The 17,169-nt window shown below is 74.2% G+C and carries 16 protein-coding genes; 6 read left to right on the forward strand and 10 right to left on the reverse strand.

Annotated elements, in window-relative coordinates; translation table 11 throughout:
- Positions 1-5 precede the first annotated feature (5 nt).
- A complete protein-coding gene (locus tag IE180_RS05125; RefSeq protein WP_190155532.1) occupies positions 6-701 on the forward strand; it encodes a response regulator transcription factor in 696 nt (231 codons plus the stop codon).
- A complete protein-coding gene (locus tag IE180_RS05130) occupies positions 698-1,798 on the forward strand; it encodes a sensor histidine kinase (RefSeq protein WP_190155533.1) in 1,101 nt (366 codons plus the stop codon). The genes IE180_RS05125 and IE180_RS05130 overlap by 4 nt, the downstream gene beginning before the upstream one ends.
- On the opposite strand, the gene IE180_RS37085 is transcribed toward IE180_RS05130, so the two are convergent.
- Entirely contained in the window at positions 1,795-3,864 is a 2,070-nt protein-coding gene (locus IE180_RS37085; RefSeq protein WP_268255428.1) for a VWA domain-containing protein, read from the reverse strand. The genes IE180_RS05130 and IE180_RS37085 overlap by 4 nt on opposite strands.
- A gap of 258 nt (positions 3,865-4,122) precedes the next feature.
- Between IE180_RS37085 and IE180_RS05140 the strand changes: the two genes are divergently transcribed.
- Entirely contained in the window at positions 4,123-6,174 is a 2,052-nt protein-coding gene (locus tag IE180_RS05140; RefSeq protein ID WP_190155534.1) for a PhoX family protein, read from the forward strand.
- Positions 6,175-6,199: 25 nt separating this feature from the next.
- On the opposite strand, the gene IE180_RS05145 is transcribed toward IE180_RS05140, so the two are convergent.
- The 7 genes from IE180_RS05145 to IE180_RS05175 form a co-directional block, all read right to left on the reverse strand.
- Complete coding sequence (locus IE180_RS05145; protein WP_190155535.1) at positions 6,200-7,189, reverse strand: hypothetical protein; 990 nt, start codon at positions 7,187-7,189, stop codon at positions 6,200-6,202.
- 141 nt (positions 7,190-7,330) lie between these two features.
- Entirely contained in the window at positions 7,331-8,806 is a 1,476-nt protein-coding gene (locus IE180_RS05150) for an APC family permease (protein WP_190155536.1), read from the reverse strand.
- A gap of 215 nt (positions 8,807-9,021) precedes the next feature.
- Positions 9,022-10,971: an FUSC family protein gene (locus IE180_RS05155; protein WP_190155537.1), complete on the reverse strand. Its 1,950-nt coding sequence runs from the start codon at positions 10,969-10,971 to the stop codon at positions 9,022-9,024.
- A 95-nt stretch (positions 10,972-11,066) separates the two neighbouring features.
- Positions 11,067-11,303, reverse strand: a complete 237-nt coding sequence (locus tag IE180_RS05160) for a DUF2630 family protein (RefSeq protein ID WP_123453390.1) — start codon at positions 11,301-11,303, stop codon at positions 11,067-11,069.
- A gap of 64 nt (positions 11,304-11,367) precedes the next feature.
- Complete coding sequence (locus IE180_RS05165; RefSeq protein ID WP_190155538.1) at positions 11,368-11,796, reverse strand: hypothetical protein; 429 nt, start codon at positions 11,794-11,796, stop codon at positions 11,368-11,370.
- A gap of 11 nt (positions 11,797-11,807) precedes the next feature.
- Positions 11,808-12,245, reverse strand: coding sequence for a DUF7144 family membrane protein (locus tag IE180_RS05170; RefSeq protein ID WP_190155539.1), 438 nt, complete (start codon positions 12,243-12,245; stop codon positions 11,808-11,810).
- Between the two features lie 37 nt (positions 12,246-12,282).
- Entirely contained in the window at positions 12,283-13,056 is a 774-nt protein-coding gene (locus IE180_RS05175; RefSeq protein ID WP_190155540.1) for an alpha/beta fold hydrolase, read from the reverse strand.
- A 71-nt stretch (positions 13,057-13,127) separates the two neighbouring features.
- Between IE180_RS05175 and IE180_RS05180 the strand changes: the two genes are divergently transcribed.
- Together IE180_RS05180 and IE180_RS05185 are read left to right on the forward strand one after the other, a co-directional pair.
- Complete coding sequence (locus IE180_RS05180) at positions 13,128-14,459, forward strand: aminotransferase-like domain-containing protein (protein ID WP_190155541.1); 1,332 nt, start codon at positions 13,128-13,130, stop codon at positions 14,457-14,459.
- Positions 14,460-14,560: 101 nt separating this feature from the next.
- Entirely contained in the window at positions 14,561-14,965 is a 405-nt protein-coding gene (locus IE180_RS05185; RefSeq protein ID WP_190155542.1) for a hypothetical protein, read from the forward strand.
- Between the two features lie 218 nt (positions 14,966-15,183).
- On the opposite strand, the gene IE180_RS05190 is transcribed toward IE180_RS05185, so the two are convergent.
- Both IE180_RS05190 and IE180_RS05195 read right to left on the reverse strand, forming a co-directional pair.
- Positions 15,184-15,807 (reverse strand): FMN reductase, encoded by a 624-nt coding sequence (locus IE180_RS05190; RefSeq protein ID WP_190155543.1) that lies wholly within the window; start codon positions 15,805-15,807, stop codon positions 15,184-15,186.
- Positions 15,808-15,811: 4 nt separating this feature from the next.
- Positions 15,812-16,897: an LLM class flavin-dependent oxidoreductase gene (locus tag IE180_RS05195; protein ID WP_190155803.1), complete on the reverse strand. Its 1,086-nt coding sequence runs from the start codon at positions 16,895-16,897 to the stop codon at positions 15,812-15,814.
- Between the two features lie 122 nt (positions 16,898-17,019).
- On the opposite strand from IE180_RS05195, the gene IE180_RS05200 reads away from it, so the two are divergent.
- Positions 17,020-17,160, forward strand: a complete 141-nt coding sequence (locus IE180_RS05200) for a DUF6126 family protein (RefSeq protein ID WP_190155544.1) — start codon at positions 17,020-17,022, stop codon at positions 17,158-17,160.
- Positions 17,161-17,169: the final 9 nt, after the last annotated feature.

Raw genomic sequence — 17,169 nt, forward strand, 5'->3', positions numbered from 1 at the left:
GCGGCATGCGTGTACTCGTAGCCGAGGACGAGCGGGACCTCGCCGCCCTCCTCGCCACCGGCCTGCGGCGGGCCGGCTTCGCCGTCGACACCGTCCACGCCGGGGACGACGCCCTGGAGGCGCTCGGGCTGCTCCCGTACGGCGCCGCCGGCACCCCGCACGACGCCCCCCACCCGTACGACGTGCTCGTCCTCGACCGTGATCTGCCCCGTCTCCACGGCGACGACGTGGCCCGGCGGCTCGTCGCCGCCGGGTCCCCCACCCGGATCCTCATGCTCACCGCCTCCTCCGCCGTCGAGGACCGCGTCGACGGCCTCGACCTCGGCGCCGACGACTACCTCGGCAAGCCCTTCGACTTCCCCGAGCTCGTCTCCCGCGTCCGAGCCCTCCGGCGCCGCTCCGCCCGCCCCGCCCTGCCCCCGCTCCTGGAACGCGACGGCCTCCTCGTGGACACCGTCCGGCGCACCGCCGTCCGCGACGGGCGGGACCTCGGCCTCACCCCCAAGGAGTTCTCCGTCCTCCAGCTCCTCCTGGAGGCCGACGGCGCCTTCGTCTCCGCCGAGGAACTCCTCGAACGCGCTTGGGACGCCCACGCCGACCCCTTCACCGGGGCCGTACGGGTCTGCGTGAGCAAGCTGCGGGCCAAACTGGGCGAGCCGGGCCTCATCCGGACCGTGCAGGGCGCGGGGTACGCGCTGTGAGCCGCCCCGGGCTCCTCGGGGCCGGGTCCACCATCCGCACCCGCATCGCGCTCGCCTACGGAGGCGTCTTCCTCGTCCTCGGGGCGGTTCTGCTGCTCCTCGTGAACCTCCTGGTCAGGGCCGGCACGGACGCCGACGCCGACGCGATCGTCGCGCGGGCGGACGACGTCGCCGTCGTCGAGGCGTACCGGATCGGCGACGACGTCAGCCGGGCCGCCGGCGAGCAGATGCTCATGTGGTCCTCCCTGGCCCTGCTCGTCATGGCCTGCGGCGCCCTCGTCGTCGGCTGGTGGACCGCCGGGCGGGTCCTGCGGCCCGTCCACGAGATGACCGCCCGCGCCCGCCTGCTCTCCGAGCGGAACCTCGGCGACCGGCTGGCCGTGCGCGGACCCGACGACGAGCTCAAGGAGCTCGGCGACACGATCGACGCGCTGCTCGGACGCCTGGAGACCGCCTTCGACAGCCAGCGCCGGTTCATCGCCAACGCCTCCCACGAACTGCGGACCCCGCTCGCCACCCAGCGCGCGGCCATCCAGATCGGACTCGACGACGACTGCGGCGTCCGGCAGGTCCTCCTCGACGCCAACCGGCGCAGCGAGCGCCTCATCGACGGGCTGCTGCTCCTCGCGCGGAGCGAGCGGGGGCTCGCCGAACAGGAACCCGTGCGGCTCGGGGAGGTCGTCGAGGAGGAGCACCCGGACGCGCGCGTGGTCGCCGACGGCGGTGTCGTACGGGGCAGCCGGGTGCTGCTCGCACAGCTCGTACGGAACCTCGTCGCGAACGCCGTCGCCCACAACGTGCCGGGCGGCGAGGTGGACGTGCGGGCCGAGGACGGGGTCCTGACCGTCGTCAACACCGGGCCGGTCGTCCCCGCCGGGGACGTCGACGGGCTCTTCGAACCCTTCCGGCGGGGGGAGGGGCGGGACCGGACGGGGCCCGGCGCGGGGCTCGGGCTCTCCATCGTGCGGTCGATCGCCGTCGCGCACGGCGGGACCGTACGGGCCGTGGCGCGGTCCGCCGCGGAGGGCGGCGGGCTGGTGGTGACGGTGACCCTGCCGGTCACCGCCACCGCCGCCCCCCGTGCTTTCCGTGCCTAGAGCTCCAGGCCGGTGAGCAGCCCCCGGTAGAACGCCGCGTGCGTCGTCTCCACGGGGGTCGCGCCCGCGAAGTACGTCGACGTACGGGGGGTGCCGTCGAGCTTCCGGAGGTAGTCGAAGGCCTTGTTGTCCTCCTCGCCCCAGACCACGAACCGCCAGGTCAGAGGCTTGTCGGCCGCCTCGGTGAGGGCCTGCGTCGCCGCCGTCCTCGACTCCGGCGCGCCGTCCGTCTGGAACACCACCAGGGCCGGGCGGGCCGGGTCCGCCTTCTCGTGGTGGGCGAGGACCTCCTCCACGGCGCGGTGGTAGTTGGTGCGGCCCAGGCGGCCGAGGGTGCCGTTGATCTCCTCGATCCGGGTGGGGGTGAGATCGGCGGGGGTCAGGCCGACCGTGCCGTCGATGTCCGTCGAGAAGAACACGGTCGTCACCGCGGCGTCCTCGTCGAGGTGCGCCGCGAGCGCGGTGACCTGCTCGGCGAGCCGCTGCACGGAACCGTCCTTGAAGTACCCGCGCATCGAGCCCGACCGGTCCACCACGAGGTACACGGCCGCCCGCGCCCCCGTGAGCCCCTGCTTCCTGAGCTGCGCCCCCGCGGCCTTGTACGCGTCCGCGAGGTGCGGGGCGGCGGCCTTGACGGCGGCGAGGGGGAGGGCGGGGGCCGCCGTGGCCGTGGTCCGGGCCTCGTCGTCCCGGGCCTCGTCGTCCTGGGCCTCGGGCTCGGGGGCGGTGTCGGCCGCGACGGCGACCGGCTCGGCCGGGGCGGTGGGCTCGTCCGTGTCGACGGCCGTCCCGGACTCCGCCGGGGCGTCCACCTCGGCCTGCGGCTCGTCCGCGACGGCCGCCTCGGGCTCCGCCGGGGCGGTGGCCTCGGCCCGCGGCTCGTCCGCCTCCGGCTCCGCCGGGGTCGTCTCGTCCGCGACGGTGCTCGCTTCCGCCTCGGCCGGGACCTCGACGTCCTGGAACTCGGGCTCGGGCTCGGGGGCGGTGTCGGCTTCCGCCTCGGCCGGAGCGGCGGGCTCGTCCGCGTCGACGATCGCCTCCGGCTCCGCCGGGACGTCGGCCTCGCTGTGCGGCTCGTCCGTGGTGTCGGCCTCGGCCTGTGCCTCGTCCACGACGTCGGTCTCGGCCTGCGGCTCGTCCACGACGTCGGTCTCGGCCTGCGGCTCGTCCACGACGTCGGTCTCGGCCTGCGGCTCGTCCACGACGTCGGTCTCGGCCTGTGCCTCGTCCACGACGTCGGTCTCGGCCTGCGGCTCGTCCGTGGTGTCGGTCTCGGCCTGGGCCTCGTCGGTGGCGTCCGCTTCCGCCTCGACGGCGGTTTCGGTCGCCTCGTGCTCCGCCGGGACGCCGGCCTCGGCCTGCGCCTCGTCGGCGGCGTCGGCTTCCGGCTTCTCCGCTTCGGCGGCGGGTTCCGCCTCCTGCTGCCCGGCAGCGGCGGCCGTCTCCGGCTCCGTCGCTGCGGTCGCGGTCGCCTCCTCGGCGTCCGGCGTCGCCGCCGCGTCCACCCCGGCCCCGGCCCCGGTCGACTCCTCGGCTTCCGGCTCCGTGACCGGAGCCACGGAGGCTTCGGCCTCCGGCTCCGTGGCCGCAGAAGCCTCGGCCGGGGGCTTCGGGGCCTCGTCCGTCTCCGTGGCGGCGGCCGTCACACCCTCCGGCTCGGGAGCCGGGGTCGCCTGTCCGTCGTCGGCCCTCCGCGCCTTCGGGATCTGCGGATTGTCGAAGGCCGCCGCCACCAGGTCGTCCGCCGCTCGGCGGGCCGCCTCCTCCGGGGCCTCCCGGAGCTCCGCCGTCTCCCCGGCCCCGGGCGACTTCGCCGCCTCCCCGGCTCCCGGGGCTCCCGGCGACTTCACCGCTCCCGCCGTTTCCACGGCCTCCGCCGTCTTCACGGCCCCGGCCGTTTCCACGGACTCCGCCGTTTCCACGGCCTCCGACGTCTCCCCAGCCCCCGCAGTCCCCTCCGCCTCCACGGTCTCGGGGGTCTCACGCGTCTGGGGCGGGACGGAGGTTGCCGGGGATTCCTCGCGGTCCCGGCCGAACACCTTGCGCAGCATGCTCCGAATACCCATGGGCGAACCCTTTCGCATGAGTGGGGGTGCAGTGTGAATGTCCGTACTGGGCGTTTCGGGACGTTCATCCCTGGCCAGGGCGGATACGTAAGGTTAGCGGCCGCCCCTTCCCCCTCCGGCGGCCCGGTCGCCGCCGGTCGCCGCGCATTCATGCGCCGTTCACCCCGGTGCCGTCCCCGTGCAGATCTACGCCCATAGCGTCGCCGCCGAAGCAATCCCGACACCATGTCGGCGCGGTCTGCGCCGGAGGAGGACGAAGTGCGCAAACTGCTGCCGCTGCTGAGCACGAACCCGCACGGAGGCGGACGTTCCGCCCTCACCTGCCGGTTCCGCTGTGGTGACGCCTGCTTCCACGAGGTGCCCAACACCAGCGACAACGAGTACGTCGGCGACGTCATCGCCGGTGCGCTCTCCCGCCGTTCCGCGCTCCGCGCCGCCGCCGTCGTGACCGTCGCCTCCGCCGTCGGCGGGGCCGTCGTCCTCGGCAACGCCCCCGTGGCGGAGGCGAAGCAGCCGCAGGAGCCGGCCGGCGGCGCCCGCGGCCTGCGCTTCGCGCCCGTCGCGCCCAACACCGCCGACCAGGTCACCGTCCCCTCCGGGTACGGGCAGAACGTGGTCATCCGCTGGGGCGAGCCCATCCTCCGCGGCGCGCCCGCCTTCGACTCCGAGAACCAGACCGCCGCCGCCCAGGCCGGCCAGTTCGGTTACAACAACGACTTCCTCTCCCTCCTGCCGCTGCGCCACGAGCCGCACCGCCAGGTCCTCGTCGCCAACCACGAGTACACCGACGAGGTGCTGATGTTCCGGGGGTACGACCCCGAGAACCCGACCCGCGAGCAGGTCGAGATCGCCTGGGCCGCGCACGGCCTCGGCGTCGTCGTGGTCCAGGAGGAGCACCGCACCGGCAAGCTCACCGCCGTCACCCGGCACCGGCTCAACCGGCGCCTGACCGCCACCAGCGAGTTCGAGCTCACCGGTCCGGCGGCCGGCGGCGACCTCGTCAGGACCTCCGCCGACCCGGACGGCCGCACCGTCCTCGGCACGCTCAACAACTGCTCCGGCGGCACCACCCCGTGGGGCACCACGCTCCACGGCGAGGAGAACATCAACCAGTACTTCGCCAACGGGTCGAGCGCCACCGACAAGCGGTACGGCGTCGGCACCGGGGCCTCCGAGCGGAAGTGGGAGCGCTTCGACAAGCGCTTCGACCTCAAGCAGGAGCCCAACGAGGTGCACCGCTTCGGCTGGGTCGTCGAGCTCGACCCGTACGACCCCGAGTCCACGCCCCGCAAGCGCACCGCGCTCGGCCGGTTCAAGCACGAGGCCGCGCAGCCCCGGCTCACCGAGGACGGGCGTCCGGTCATCTACATGGGCGACGACGAGCGGTTCGACTACCTCTACAAGTTCGTCTCGTCCAAGCGGATGAAGAAGGGGTCCTCCCGCGCCGCCCACGCGCACAACCTCACCCTTCTCGACGAGGGCACCCTGTACGTCGCCAAGTTCACCGGCGACTCGCCCGCCGCCGAGATCGACGGCACCGGCACGCTGCCCTCCGACGGTGAGTTCGACGGCTCCGGCGTCTGGATCCCGCTCGCCACGGCCGGCCCCGACGGCGCCGTCTCGCACGTCCCCGGCATGACCGCCGAGGAGGTGTACGTCTTCACCCGTCTCGCCGGCGACAAGGTCGGCGCGACGAAGATGGACCGCCCCGAGGACGTCGAGCCCTCCCCGCGCACCGGCCGCGTGTACGTGGCGCTGACCAACAACACCAAGCGCGGCACCACGGGCAACGCCCCCGCCGACGAGGCCAACCCGCGCAACGCCAACAAGCACGGCCACGTCCTGGAGCTCTCCGAGCACGGGGACGACCCGTCGAGCGACGGCTTCGCCTGGCGGCTGTTCCTCGTCGCCGGCGACCCCGCCGACCCGGCCACCTACTTCGCCGGCTTCCCCAAGGAGAAGGTCTCCCCGATCTCCTGCCCGGACAACGTCGCCTTCGACCCGCACGGCAACCTGTGGATCTCCACCGACGGCAACCAGCTCGGCTCGCACGACGGCCTGTTCGGCGTCGCCACGCGCGGCGAGCGGCGCGGTGAGCTCAAGCAGTTCCTGACCGTGCCGACCGGCGCCGAGACCTGCGGCCCGCTCGTCCAGGACCGCCGCGTCCTCGTCTCCGTGCAGCACCCGGGCGAGGTCGACGGCGCCTCCGTCGAGAAGCCCGCCTCCGTCTGGCCCGACGGGCCGGGGAAGATCGTCCGCCCGGCGGTCGTCTCCGTCTGGCGCGAGGACGGCCGCGACATCGGCGTCTAGGGGGTCCCCGGGGCCCGGGAGGGGGTCATCCCGCTCCCAGGCCCTCCCTGAACCTGGTGAACTGCTCCTCCGGGTCGCCCGTGTACGACCACGGCACCCACGCCGCCCGCGTGCCCAGCATCCCCATCAGTTCCCGGGCGATCTCCACCTGCCCGGCGTAGCAGGCAGCGTGCGCGAGGAAGTTGAGGTCACCGACCTCTTCCGGTGCCACCGGGCGCTCCGGGTCCCGCCCGCCGATCCAGCGCGCGTGGGTGCGGCGCAGCTCGGTCACCGCCAGTTCGTGCTTCCAGTGCTGGTCGAAGCCGCGCACCGGGCCCCGGCCGAGCGCCCCGTCCGCGACGTACCGGTACTCCTCGACCCGGGCCACCTGCACCAGGACCGGCAGCGGCGAGCCGGGCGGTGCGACGCCCGCCGCGTCGCGGGCGAAGTCGTACATGCTGCCGTGCGTGCCGTGCCACCGCGCCGACCAGTAGCGGAGCACCTGGATGTGGCCCTCGGTGTTGTACGGGTCGCGGCGTCGCAACTCGTCGAACCAGTGGCGCAGTTCGCGGCGCGGCACCCCGCCCTCGTACAGCCGGGCCACCGAGAGCAGCGACACCCAGGGCATCGGGTCGGCCGGCGCGGCCTCGGCCGCGCTCCGGCAGGCGTCGACGGCGGCGTCGATCCGGCCCCGCTCGACGGCGGCGCCCCGGCCGGCCGCGATGGCCGCGTCGAAGACCCGGACCACCTCGGTCGCGGCCCGCAGCACGGCGGCGTCGGGGTTGCCGGGCTCGGCGGCCCGCCAGGCCTCGACGGTGGAGCTGCCGGCGGCGGCGTGCGAGAGGAGCCGCAGCCGGTGGGTGCGGCGCGCCCAGTCCGTACCGGTGGCGGCGAGCAGGTCCCGTACGCCCTGCCAGCGGCCGATGACGATGTCGTGGCGCGCCTCGGTCAGCGCCCGGTCCCCGAAGTCCGGGTCGAAGTCGGGCGCGAAGCGCTCCGGTCGCGCCGTGCGCGCGGAGCGGCGGCGTACGGCCATCGGGGGCCTCCTTCGGGGTCGGCTGCCGTCAGAAGTCGCTGTGGGCGGAGGGTCGTGCGGGGCGGGAGGCGCTGTTCGCGGAGGTCCGTCCGGGTCGGGCGTCGTTCTTCGGGGAGGTTCGGGTCCGCGGGGTCGCGGGTGTCAGAAGTCCGTCGCGTAGCTCTTGTCGCGAGGTCCCGTGCGCGGCCGGCCGGCCGGGGCCGAGGCCTCCGCCGCCGCGAGCGCGCGGACCGCGTCGAGGCGGGCCGGGCGGTAGTAGTCGCTGCCCTTCCGCCAGTACACGAGGAGCGGGACCACGCCGAGGAGCAGACCGCCCAGGCCGATGGTGAGGGCGGTCGTGGAGAGTTCGCCCAGGGACTCGACGAAGGCCCAGAGCATGAACGCGGAGCCGAGCAGCGGCCAGAGGCCGCCGAGGACCAGGTTCCGTACGGAGCGGAACAGGACCCCCCTGTACGCGACGACGGCGGCGATGCCCGCGAGGCCGTAGTAGAAGGCGATCTGGAGGCCGATCGCGGCCACGGCGTCGCTGAGGATCCGCTGCACCGAGCCGGCCGCCGCGGCCGCGCAGAACATCAGGAGCGCGGCGCCGCCGACGGCGGCGACCGCGACCCACGGGGTGTTCCAGCGGCGGTGCACGAGACCGAGCGCGGCCGGCAGGGTCCGGTCGCGGCCCATCGCGAAGAGCGAGCGGGTGACCTGGAGGAGCGTGGTCTCCAGGGTGGCGACCGTGGAGAGGAGGACGGACACGACGAGGAGTTTTCCGCCGACGCCGGGCCAGATCTCCTGGCCGAGGACGGCGAGGACGTTGGGTCCGGCGGCGCGGATCTGCTCGGCGCTCAGCAGGACGTTCACGGCGACGGTGAAGGCCTCGAAGAGGAGGAAGACGAAGCCGACGCCGACGAGCGCGGCGAACCCGGCGGTGCGGCGGCTGTCGCGGGTCTCCTCGCTGAGGTTGCTGGTGACGTCCCAGCCCCAGTAGTAGAACGCGGCGATCAGCGCCCCGGCGGCGAAGGTGTCCGCACCGTGGAAGTGGTCGAGGGCGAACCAGGACCAGTCGAAGGCGGTGGCCCGGCCCCGGTGCGCGACGGCGGCCAGGACGAAGGCGAGCAGGATCAGCATCTCGACCCCGGACATCACGAGCTGCGCCCGTACGGTGAGCCGGGCGCCGCCCAGGACGACGAGCAGCATCATCAGGAACCAGCCGGCGCCGACGGCCGCGGCGAGCGGGGTGTTCGTGGCGAGGTCCTGGTCGATCAGGGAGAGCGTGAGGGATCCGGCGGGCAGCGAACCGGCCACCATGAACACGGTGGCGGCGAAGACGAGCGCCCAGCCGGAGAGGAAGCCGAGGAAGGGGTGGAGGGTGCGGCCCACCCAGGAGTACCCGGCGCCGGCGTTGACGTCGATGCGGCCGAGACGGGCGTACGCGAGGACGATGCCGAGCATCGGTATCGCGCAGTAGAGCAGCGCGGCGGGTCCGGCGAGGCCGACCGCACCGAAGAGGACGGCGGTGGTCGCGGCCAGCGAATAGGCGGGGGCGCTGCCGGCGACGGCCATCACGATCGTGTCGAAGGTACCGAGGACGTTGGGCTGGAGCCCTCTGTTCGTGGTGGTGCGCATGGCGGGTCCTCGGGGGCGCGGGGGCTGAGGCGGGGTTCTGGGGCTGTGGCAGGACTGAGTGGCCCGTCCGCCGGGCCGGTTGCCGGCGGCGGCGGGCGCGGATCACGGTGAATCGAGCGCATCGTAGTCGCCCGGGTGGATTCCGGTAACGGTGGTGGGGAGGGTTCCGTTCCGTGACCGCCGGTAAGTTCTCCCGCACGCCCCCCGGGAGGGGTTCACCGCAGGTCGGGACCGGCGATGGCGCGGGCCGCGCCGACCTCCTGACGGAGCGGTGCGAGGACTCCGTTCTCGTCGCCGGGGAGCTCCGCGCGGACCTCCACGAGGGTCTCGGTGTCGCGGAGTCCGTCCGCGAGCTCCCGCAACTCCCGCTCCACGGCGGCGACCTCCGCCGGGTCGGGCGCGGGTGCGCCGTGGTCGACCCGGATCCGGGCGGCGGTCGTCGCGTCCACGATCCGCTCCACCGCGACGACGAGCGGCCACCAGGCGGCGGCCCGGGTGCCTGTCGGCGGCGGCTCGGTCAGGGCCCGCTGGAACTCCGAGCGGACGGCCGACAGGTCCCGGTAGAGCTTCCGGCGGGCCCGCGGCCGCCCGCCCCGGTCGGGGCCGTCCGCGGCGAAGGCCCGTCCGACGTACGCGGCGGTGTCGGCGACCGCGTCCGCGAGCCGGTCCCCGACCCGGACGTGCCAGGACTCCGGCCAGAGCAGGTAGCCGGCGATCAGCGCGATCCCGCAGCCGATGAGCGAGTCGTACAGCCGCGGCAGGACGAGGCCGAAGCCCTGGTGGTTGAGCGTGTCGGAGAGCAGCAGGATGACCGGGGTGATGGCCGCGGTCTGGAAGGCGTACCCCTTCGCGGAGAAGGCGGGGACGAGGGCGGCCAGCACCATCATCACCGGCACGTCCCACCAGCCGCGCGGCACCTCGGAGAGGACCAGGGCGGCGAGGACGAGCCCGGCGGCCGTGCCGGCGGCGCGGAGCACGGCCCGCGAGAAGACCGAGCCGAAGTCCGGCTTCATGACGAACGTGACGGTGAGCGCCACCCAGTACGAGCGGGGCACGGGGATCAGCGAGACCAGGGCCTGCGCGAGGCCGATGCAGAGCGCCAGCCGCAGGCCGTACCGCCAGGACGCCTCGGAGAGCAGCACCGCGCGGGCCGCCCGGCGGGCCCGGACCCGGAGCGCGGCGGGCCGGCCGAGGCGGTCGTCGACGCCGTACGGGTCGGGGTCCGCCTCGTGGACGACGGCCGCCGCGTGCCGCAGCGCGTGGTCGACGGCCCTCTCGGCCGGCCGCTCGGGCGTCGGCAGGCCGTCCGGGGAGGGGGCGCCGGTGCGGCCCTCCTCGACGGCGTCCGCGAGCTCCCGCACCGCCGCCGGGATCGCCGGGGACAGCGGGCCGACCAGCCGGGCCCTCAGATGCGCGGCGGCGGCGGCCTCCACGAGCGGGATGACCACGTTGAGCTGGGCCAGGATCCGCACCAGCGGGGCGGCACGGCCGTGCTGGCGGGCCCGGCGGGCGAGGACCAGGTCGTACGCCTGGTCGAGGGAGGCGGTGACGGCCTGTCGCTTCTCGTCGTACGCGGCCGTGCCGGTCGCCTCGTACAGCTCGGCGACGGTCCGGTACGTCGCCGCCACGGCCTCCCGTTCGGGGACGGCGCGGCGCACCGGCCAGCCGAGGAGGGCGAGGACGAGGACGAACGAGCCGCCGAGGCCGAGGAGTACGGGCGCCTTCCACCACGGGTCGGGCATGGGCAGGCCCGCGCCGACGACCGCGTTGAGGAGGAGGAGCAGGCCGGAGACGGAGGCGACCGCGCCGATCGAGGAGATCATCCCGGAGACGAGGGCCACGAGGGTGAGGGTGGCGACGGCCGCCCATCCGTGCCCGAAGGCGAGGGTCCCCAGGGTGACTCCGAGGGCGCCGAACGCCTGGGGCACCGCGATGTTGAAGACCCGCATCCGGTAGGCGTCGGCGGTGTCGCCGATCACGCCGGAGAGCGCGCCCATCGAGACCAGCGCCCCGTACGCGGGCTGCCCGACGGCCAGGCCGACGGCGAGCGGCGCGGACAGGGCGACCGAGGCCCGGCCGACGGCGGCCCAGGGGATCGGCGCGGGGGCCGGCTTCAGGCCGGCGGTGAGCCAGGGGGGCGGGGTGATCCTCGGGGGCCGGGCCATGCGACCAACGTACGCTGCGCCACGGGCCGCCGGTCGGTGCTCCGCCGGCGGCCGTCGTGGGAGCCCCCGCGGGCCGGGGGCGCGCGGGGCGGCCGTCAGTTGCGGTAGGACTCGACCTCGGCCGCCGGGCGGAGGGCCGCCGTGTCCGGGTCCTCCCCGAACTCCGCCTTCGCGCGCCGCTGTCGCAGCAGGTCCCAGCACTGGTCGAGGCGTACCTCGAGTTCCGCGAGGCGGGTGCGTTCCTCGGGGAGGAGCCCGCCGGTGCGCTGCCGCAGGGCGCGCTCCTCCTCGACGAGGGCGCCGATGTCGTCCAGGATCTCGTCGTTGTCCATGCCTTCCAGCGTGGCGGATCGGCGCCGGGTGCGCAGGTCGAGAGGGGAGGGGCGGCCGCGCGGCTCAGTGGCGGAGCGCCTGCGCGATCTCCGCCTTCGTCCCGCCCGAGAGGGTCCGGTTGCTGCGGGCGGTGCCGGTCCTGGACTTCCCGGGGGCGACGTCGTCGATGTTCAGGACGACGGCGTCGAGGAAGTTCCCTTCCGGGTCACGGAAGTTGACCATGATCGTGTAGTCGGCGTTCTGGTCCTTGGGGTTGGTCGCGGTGATCTCGGCGACCGTGCGGTCCCCGTCGACGCGCGTGGCCCCGGCGCGCACGTCACCGGTGGCGTTCACCCCGTCCTTGACCTGGTTCATCTTCTCCTGGGCGGCCGAGGCGACGGCCGCCGTGGCGGAGGAGACGATCTGGCCGGCCTTGTCCTTGGCGGCGTCGCAGCCGGTGAGGGCGAGGAGGGCGGCGGTGGCGGCGAGGACGGTCCCGGTTCCTCGTTTCATGGGCCGGCGCCTCAGGGACGCTCGTCCGTGCCGTACGCCTCATCCGTGGCCAGCGCCCAGATCACGAAGATCGAGATGGCCATGGAGAAGAGCGCCCACCACGGCTGGTAGGGCAGGAAGAGGAACTGGAAGAGGACGTTGAGGGAGGCCAGGGAGATGCCGGCGATCCGGCCCCACTCGGCGCCCTTGAGGATGCCGAAGCCGGCGATGGCGACGATGACGCCGAGGATGAGGTGGATCCATCCCCAGGTGGTGAGGTTGAACTTGAAGACGTAGTCGCCGATGCGGGTGTAGACGTCGTCCTCGGCGATGCCGGCGATGCCCTGGAAGACGTCCATGAAGCCGGTGACCAGCATGAGGACGCCGGCGAAGAGGGTGCCGCCGGCGGCCCAGGCGCCGGTGGCGCTCCGCTGGGGGGCCGTCTTGCGGGGTGTGGTGTTCTGGCTCATGGCCCCATCGTCGGGGCGTTCGTACGACTCCGAACCTTCAACTGGTCCGAACGAGTGAGCGAAGGAAGGCGTCGAGGGCCGCGTCGAACTCCTCGGGCCGCTCCAGATTGGGCAGGTGCGCGGCCCGTTCGATCACGGTGAGCGTCGAGTCGGGGAGCAGGGCGTGCATCTCCTCCGCGTCCGCCACCGGGGTGTACGCGTCGTCGCGGCCGACGACGACGAGCGCGGGGACCGTGACGGCGGCGAGCGTCTCCCGGTGGTCGCGGCGCTCGGCCCGGCCTCGCAGGGCGGCCGCCGCGGCGACCGGGTCGGTGGCGCACATCATGCGGTGGACGTGCGGCGCGGCGTGCGTGTTGTACGGGGCGACCATCCGGTCCAGCACCTCGTCGGCGTATCCCCGCATGCCCTCCCTCAGGAGCCGGTCGGCCATGGCGTTGCGGGCCTTCTTGCCGTCCTCGGTCTCGGCGGCCGGGAAGGTGTCGGCGAGGACGAGGCCCCGGACCCGCTCGGGCCGGCGGCGGACGAGCTCCATGGCGATCTGGCCGCCCATGGAGAGGCCGGCGACGACGCAGTCGTCGATCCCCAGCGAGTCGAGGAGGCCGACGAGGTCCTCGGCGAAGTCGTCGAGGCCGGTGGAGCCGGTCGTCACGCCCAGGGGCGTGGCGCCGTAGCCCCGCAGATCGGGGGCGATGACGCGGTGGGTGCGGGAGAAGCGGTCGATCTGCGGCTGCCACATGGTGTGGTCGAAGGGGTGGCCGTGGATGAGGAGGAGGGCGGGGCCGGTGCCCCGGTCCTCGTGGAAGGCGGGCATGACGGCAGGCTAGGCAGCCTCCCCCGCTCGGTGCAATAAGATCTTTGCTCTCGGTGCAATGGGAGGTCGGCATGGAGGAGTACCGGAGGATCGCGGACCGGGTCGAGGCCGCCGTACGGGACGGGCGGCTGCGCCCCGGCGACCGGCTGCCGCCCCAGCGGGTCTTCGCCCGCCGCCACGGGATCGCCAACTCGACCGCGATCCGGGTGTACGGGGAACTGGCCCGCCGCGGCCTCGTCGTCGGCGAGGTCGGCCGCGGCACCTTCGTCCGCGCCGCACCCCCGCTGCCCGGACCGGCGCTCGCCGAGGCGACCGGCGCCGCGCCCGTCGACCTCCAGCTCAACTACCCGGTCGCCGAAGACCAGTCGGAGCTGATGGCCCGCGCGCTCCTGGCGCTCGCCCGGCCCGACGTGCTCGCCGAGGCCGTCTCCCGCCCGGCCGCCGCGACCGGTACGGCCGAAGCCCGGGAAGCGGCGGCCACCGTGCTCGCCCGGCCCGGCTGGGCGCCGGACCCCGCGCACGTCCTCTTCGCCGGAAACGCCCGCCAGGCCATCGCCGCCGCGCTCTCCGCCCTCGTGCCGCCCGGCGGCCGCCTCGGCGTCGAAGCGCTCACGTACCCCCTGGTCAAAGCGGTCGCCGAACGGCTCGGCGTCCGGCTCGTCCCCCTCGCCCTCGACGGGGAGGGAGTACGGCCGGAGGCACTCGCCGCCGCCCACCGGGCCGCACCGCTCTCCGCCGTCTACCTCCAGCCCACCCTGCACAACCCGCTCTCCACCACCCTCGGAGAGGGGCGGCGCGCCGAACTCGCCGAACTGCTCCGCCGCCTGGACCTCACCGCCGTCGAGGACACCACCTGGGCCTTCCTCGCCCCCGACGCGCCCGCGCCGCTCGCCGCGCACGCGCCGGAGAGGGTCCTCCTGGTCGACAGCCTCTCGAAGCGGCTCGTTCCCGGCCTGACGGTCGGCTACCTGGTGACGCCCGGGAGGCTCCGCACGGTGGTGGCCGACGCCCTGCGCTCCGGCGCCTGGACGGCCGGCGGACTCGCCCTCGCCGCCGCCACCCGCTGGGCCGCCGACGGCACCGTCGCCGAGGCCGTCGCCACCAAACGGGCCGACACCGGGGCCCGGCACGCCCTGCTCCGGCGGCGGCTCGCCGGACACGCGCTCCGGGCCTCCCCGCACGCCTACTACTGCTGGTGGGAACTGCCCGCGCCCTGGCGCGCGGAGACCTTCACGGCCGCCGCCGCCGCACGCGCGGGCGTGGCGGTCACCCCCGGCAACGCCTTCGCGGTCGGCCGCTCCACCGCCCCCGACGCCGTCAGACTGGGCCTCGCGTCACCGCCGGTCGCGGTCCTGGACGAGGCCCTCGCCCGGCTGGCGGCGGTGGCGGCCGAAGGACCGTGATCCACTTGCGGGCCGCCGGGCGGGGGTGTGCCCTGGAGGGTGCGGGAACCGGGAACCGGGGGGCGGACACTCGGACACTCGGACACGAAGGAGCTCCTGCCATGGCCGCACACGCAGCGGTGCCCGCCCGGCGCCGAGTCAGCACGAACGGCTGGGGACTCCCGGTCGCGACCGGCGTCCTGTACGGGCTCTACGCGGAGGTGAACGCCCGCGACGGCGGCGCGCTCAGCTGGGGACAGTTCTGGCTGGGCCTCATCTCCGCCGTCGTCCTCGCCGTCGCTCTGTACGCCCTCCGTCGGTACGGCCGCGCCCTGCCGCGCGAGGCCCGCGCCGCCGCCTGGGGCGCGCTCGCCGGCATCGCGGTCGGCTTCCTCTACAGCGTCACCGGGGCGAGCATCTACTCGTCGGTGGTGCTGGGGGTGATCGTGGGGCTGGTCACCGCGGGCGCGGCGTTCTACCTCTTCTACACACATGAGGACGCGGCGGGCCACCCGGCCCCGTGGTGACCTTCCCCGCGCCCGCCGCCGTTGCGGGCCGCGCCCCGGTTGCGGGCTGCGCCCGCGGGGTGGCGCCCGCCCCCCGCCCCGCCGTTGTGGGCAGTCGTTCCGCTGGGGCGAGGGGGATCCCCCTTCGCCCCGCGGGACGATTGCCCACACGGAGGTGGGCCGGGGCATCGCCCAGCGGGGCGCGGGCGCCCGGCCAGGGGCGGGCCCCGGTCCCGGGGTCAGTCCAGGCGCAAGTCCGCCAGTTGCTTCTCGAAGGGGACGATCTCGTCGTCCTCCGGGCGGCGCGCCGGCCTCCCCGCCACCACGTCCGCGAACTCCTCGCCCGCGCGGGTGATCCGGGCCGGCAGGCCCTCCGTGTACTCGTCGCCGCCGGTGCCCCAGTCCTCCGAGGCCGCGTAGACCGCGGTGGGGACGACGAGGGCCCGCAGGTAGGCGAAGAGGGGGCGCAGGGCGTGGTCCAGGACCAGGGAGTGGCGGGCGGTGCCGCCCGTCGCGGCGATGAGGACCGGGGTCCCCGTGAGCGCCGCCGGGTCGATCAGGTCGAAGAAGGACTTGAACAGGCCGCTGTAGGAGGCGGTGAAGACGGGGGTCACCGCGATGACGCCGTCGGCCGACGTCACCTTCTCGACGGCCTCCTCCAGCGCCGCCGACGGGAAGCCCGTCACGAAGTTCTTCGCGATGTCGACGGCGAGGTCGCGCAGTTCGACGACCTCGACGTCGACGGCGTACTCCTGCTCGGCCAGCCGGTACCGGGCCGCCTGGAGGAGCCGGTCGGCGAGGAGCCGGGTGGAGGAGGGCGTGCTGAGTCCGGCGGACACGGCGACCAGCTTCAACGTCTGCACGGCGTCAGACCTCCTTCGGGGTGTTCGGGGCGACGGCGGGGTGGAGCGGGGCGGTCTCCGGCACTCCGGCGGGCCGCAGGCTGGCGAACTCCTTGCGCAGCACCGGGACGACCTCCTCGCCGAGCAGGTCGAGCTGTTCGAGGACCGTCTTGAGGGGCAGTCCGGCGTGGTCGACGAGGAACAGCTGGCGCTGGTAGTCGCCGACGTACTCGCGGAAGGACAGGGTGCGTTCGATGACCTCCTGCGGGGAGCCGACGGTCAGCGGGGTCTCCCGGCTGAACTCCTCCAGGCTCGGACCGTGGCCGTAGACCGGCGCGTTGTCGAAGTACGGGCGGAACTCCCGTACCGCGTCCTGCGAGTTCTTCCGCAGGAAGACCTGGCCGCCGAGGCCGACGATGGCCTGCTCGGGGGTGCCGTGGCCGTAGTGCGCGTACCGCTGCCGGTAGAGCCGGACCATCTTCTCGGTGTGCTGCTTGGGCCAGAAGATGTGGTTCGCGAAGAAGCCGTCGCCGTAGTAGGCGGCCTGTTCGGCGATCTCGGGGGAGCGGATGGAGCCGTGCCAGACGAACGGCGGGACGCCGTCGAGCGGGCGCGGGGTGGACGTGAAGCCCTGGAGGGCGCTGCGGAACTTGCCCTCCCAGTCGACCACGTCCTCCCGCCACAGCTTGTGGAGGAGCGCGTAGTTCTCGATGGCGAGCGGGATGCCCTGGCGGATGTCCTGGCCGAACCACGGGTAGACCGGGCCGGTGTTGCCGCGGCCCATCATCAGGTCCACGCGGCCGTCGGCGAGGTGCTGGAGGGTGGCGTAGTCCTCGGCGATCTTCACCGGGTCGTTGGTGGTGATCAGGGTGGTGGAGGTCGACAGGATCAGGTTCTCCGTGCGGGCGGCTATGTGCCCGAGGAGCGTCGTCGGGGAGGACGGGACGAACGGCGGGTTGTGGTGCTCGCCGGTCGCGAAGACGTCGAGCCCGACCTCCTCGGCCTTGAGCGCGATCGCGACGGTGTTCTTGATGCGCTCGTGCTCGGTGGGGGTGCGGCCGGTGGTGGGGTCGGTCGTCACGTCGCCGACGGTGAAGATCCCGAACTGCATCGTGCTCACCTCTCGCGGTTCCTGCTGTTGGTTGAAGCTTAAACTATTACCTCGAACGGCGCGACCCCCTCCCCTATTCCGTCCGCCCGTACCCTGGAGCGCATGACCGAGAAGACGACCCCGTGACCGGGGAGACCCACGACAGCGAGCGCTGGAAGGAACGGGGCGTGATGCTCCGCGTCTTCGTGTACGTCTTCGCGACCCACGCCTTCGCCGGCTTCGTCTGGCTCCTCTTCCACGTGGGACAGAACGCCCAGAAGTGAGTGAGGGCC

This window comes from Streptomyces litmocidini, from assembly GCF_014649755.1.
Taxonomy (GTDB): Bacteria; Actinomycetota; Actinomycetes; order Streptomycetales; family Streptomycetaceae; genus Streptomyces; species Streptomyces litmocidini.

What these genes read in the sequence shown, in the direction of transcription:
- IE180_RS05125 (WP_190155532.1), top strand. Translation starts at nt 6, where the DNA reads ATGCGTGTACTCGTAGCCGAGGACGAGCGGGACCTCGCCGCCCTCCTC.
- IE180_RS37085 (WP_268255428.1), bottom strand. Translation starts at nt 3,864, where the DNA reads ATGGGTATTCGGAGCATGCTGCGCAAGGTGTTCGGCCGGGACCGCGAG.
- IE180_RS05145 (WP_190155535.1), bottom strand. Translation starts at nt 7,189, where the DNA reads ATGGCCGTACGCCGCCGCTCCGCGCGCACGGCGCGACCGGAGCGCTTC.
- IE180_RS05150 (WP_190155536.1), bottom strand. Translation starts at nt 8,806, where the DNA reads ATGCGCACCACCACGAACAGAGGGCTCCAGCCCAACGTCCTCGGTACC.
- IE180_RS05155 (WP_190155537.1), bottom strand. Translation starts at nt 10,971, where the DNA reads ATGGCCCGGCCCCCGAGGATCACCCCGCCCCCCTGGCTCACCGCCGGC.
- IE180_RS05160 (WP_123453390.1), bottom strand. Translation starts at nt 11,303, where the DNA reads ATGGACAACGACGAGATCCTGGACGACATCGGCGCCCTCGTCGAGGAG.
- IE180_RS05165 (WP_190155538.1), bottom strand. Translation starts at nt 11,796, where the DNA reads ATGAAACGAGGAACCGGGACCGTCCTCGCCGCCACCGCCGCCCTCCTC.
- IE180_RS05170 (WP_190155539.1), bottom strand. Translation starts at nt 12,245, where the DNA reads ATGAGCCAGAACACCACACCCCGCAAGACGGCCCCCCAGCGGAGCGCC.
- IE180_RS05175 (WP_190155540.1), bottom strand. Translation starts at nt 13,056, where the DNA reads ATGCCCGCCTTCCACGAGGACCGGGGCACCGGCCCCGCCCTCCTCCTC.
- IE180_RS05180 (WP_190155541.1), top strand. Translation starts at nt 13,128, where the DNA reads ATGGAGGAGTACCGGAGGATCGCGGACCGGGTCGAGGCCGCCGTACGG.
- IE180_RS05185 (WP_190155542.1), top strand. Translation starts at nt 14,561, where the DNA reads ATGGCCGCACACGCAGCGGTGCCCGCCCGGCGCCGAGTCAGCACGAAC.
- IE180_RS05195 (WP_190155803.1), bottom strand. Translation starts at nt 16,897, where the DNA reads ATGCAGTTCGGGATCTTCACCGTCGGCGACGTGACGACCGACCCCACC.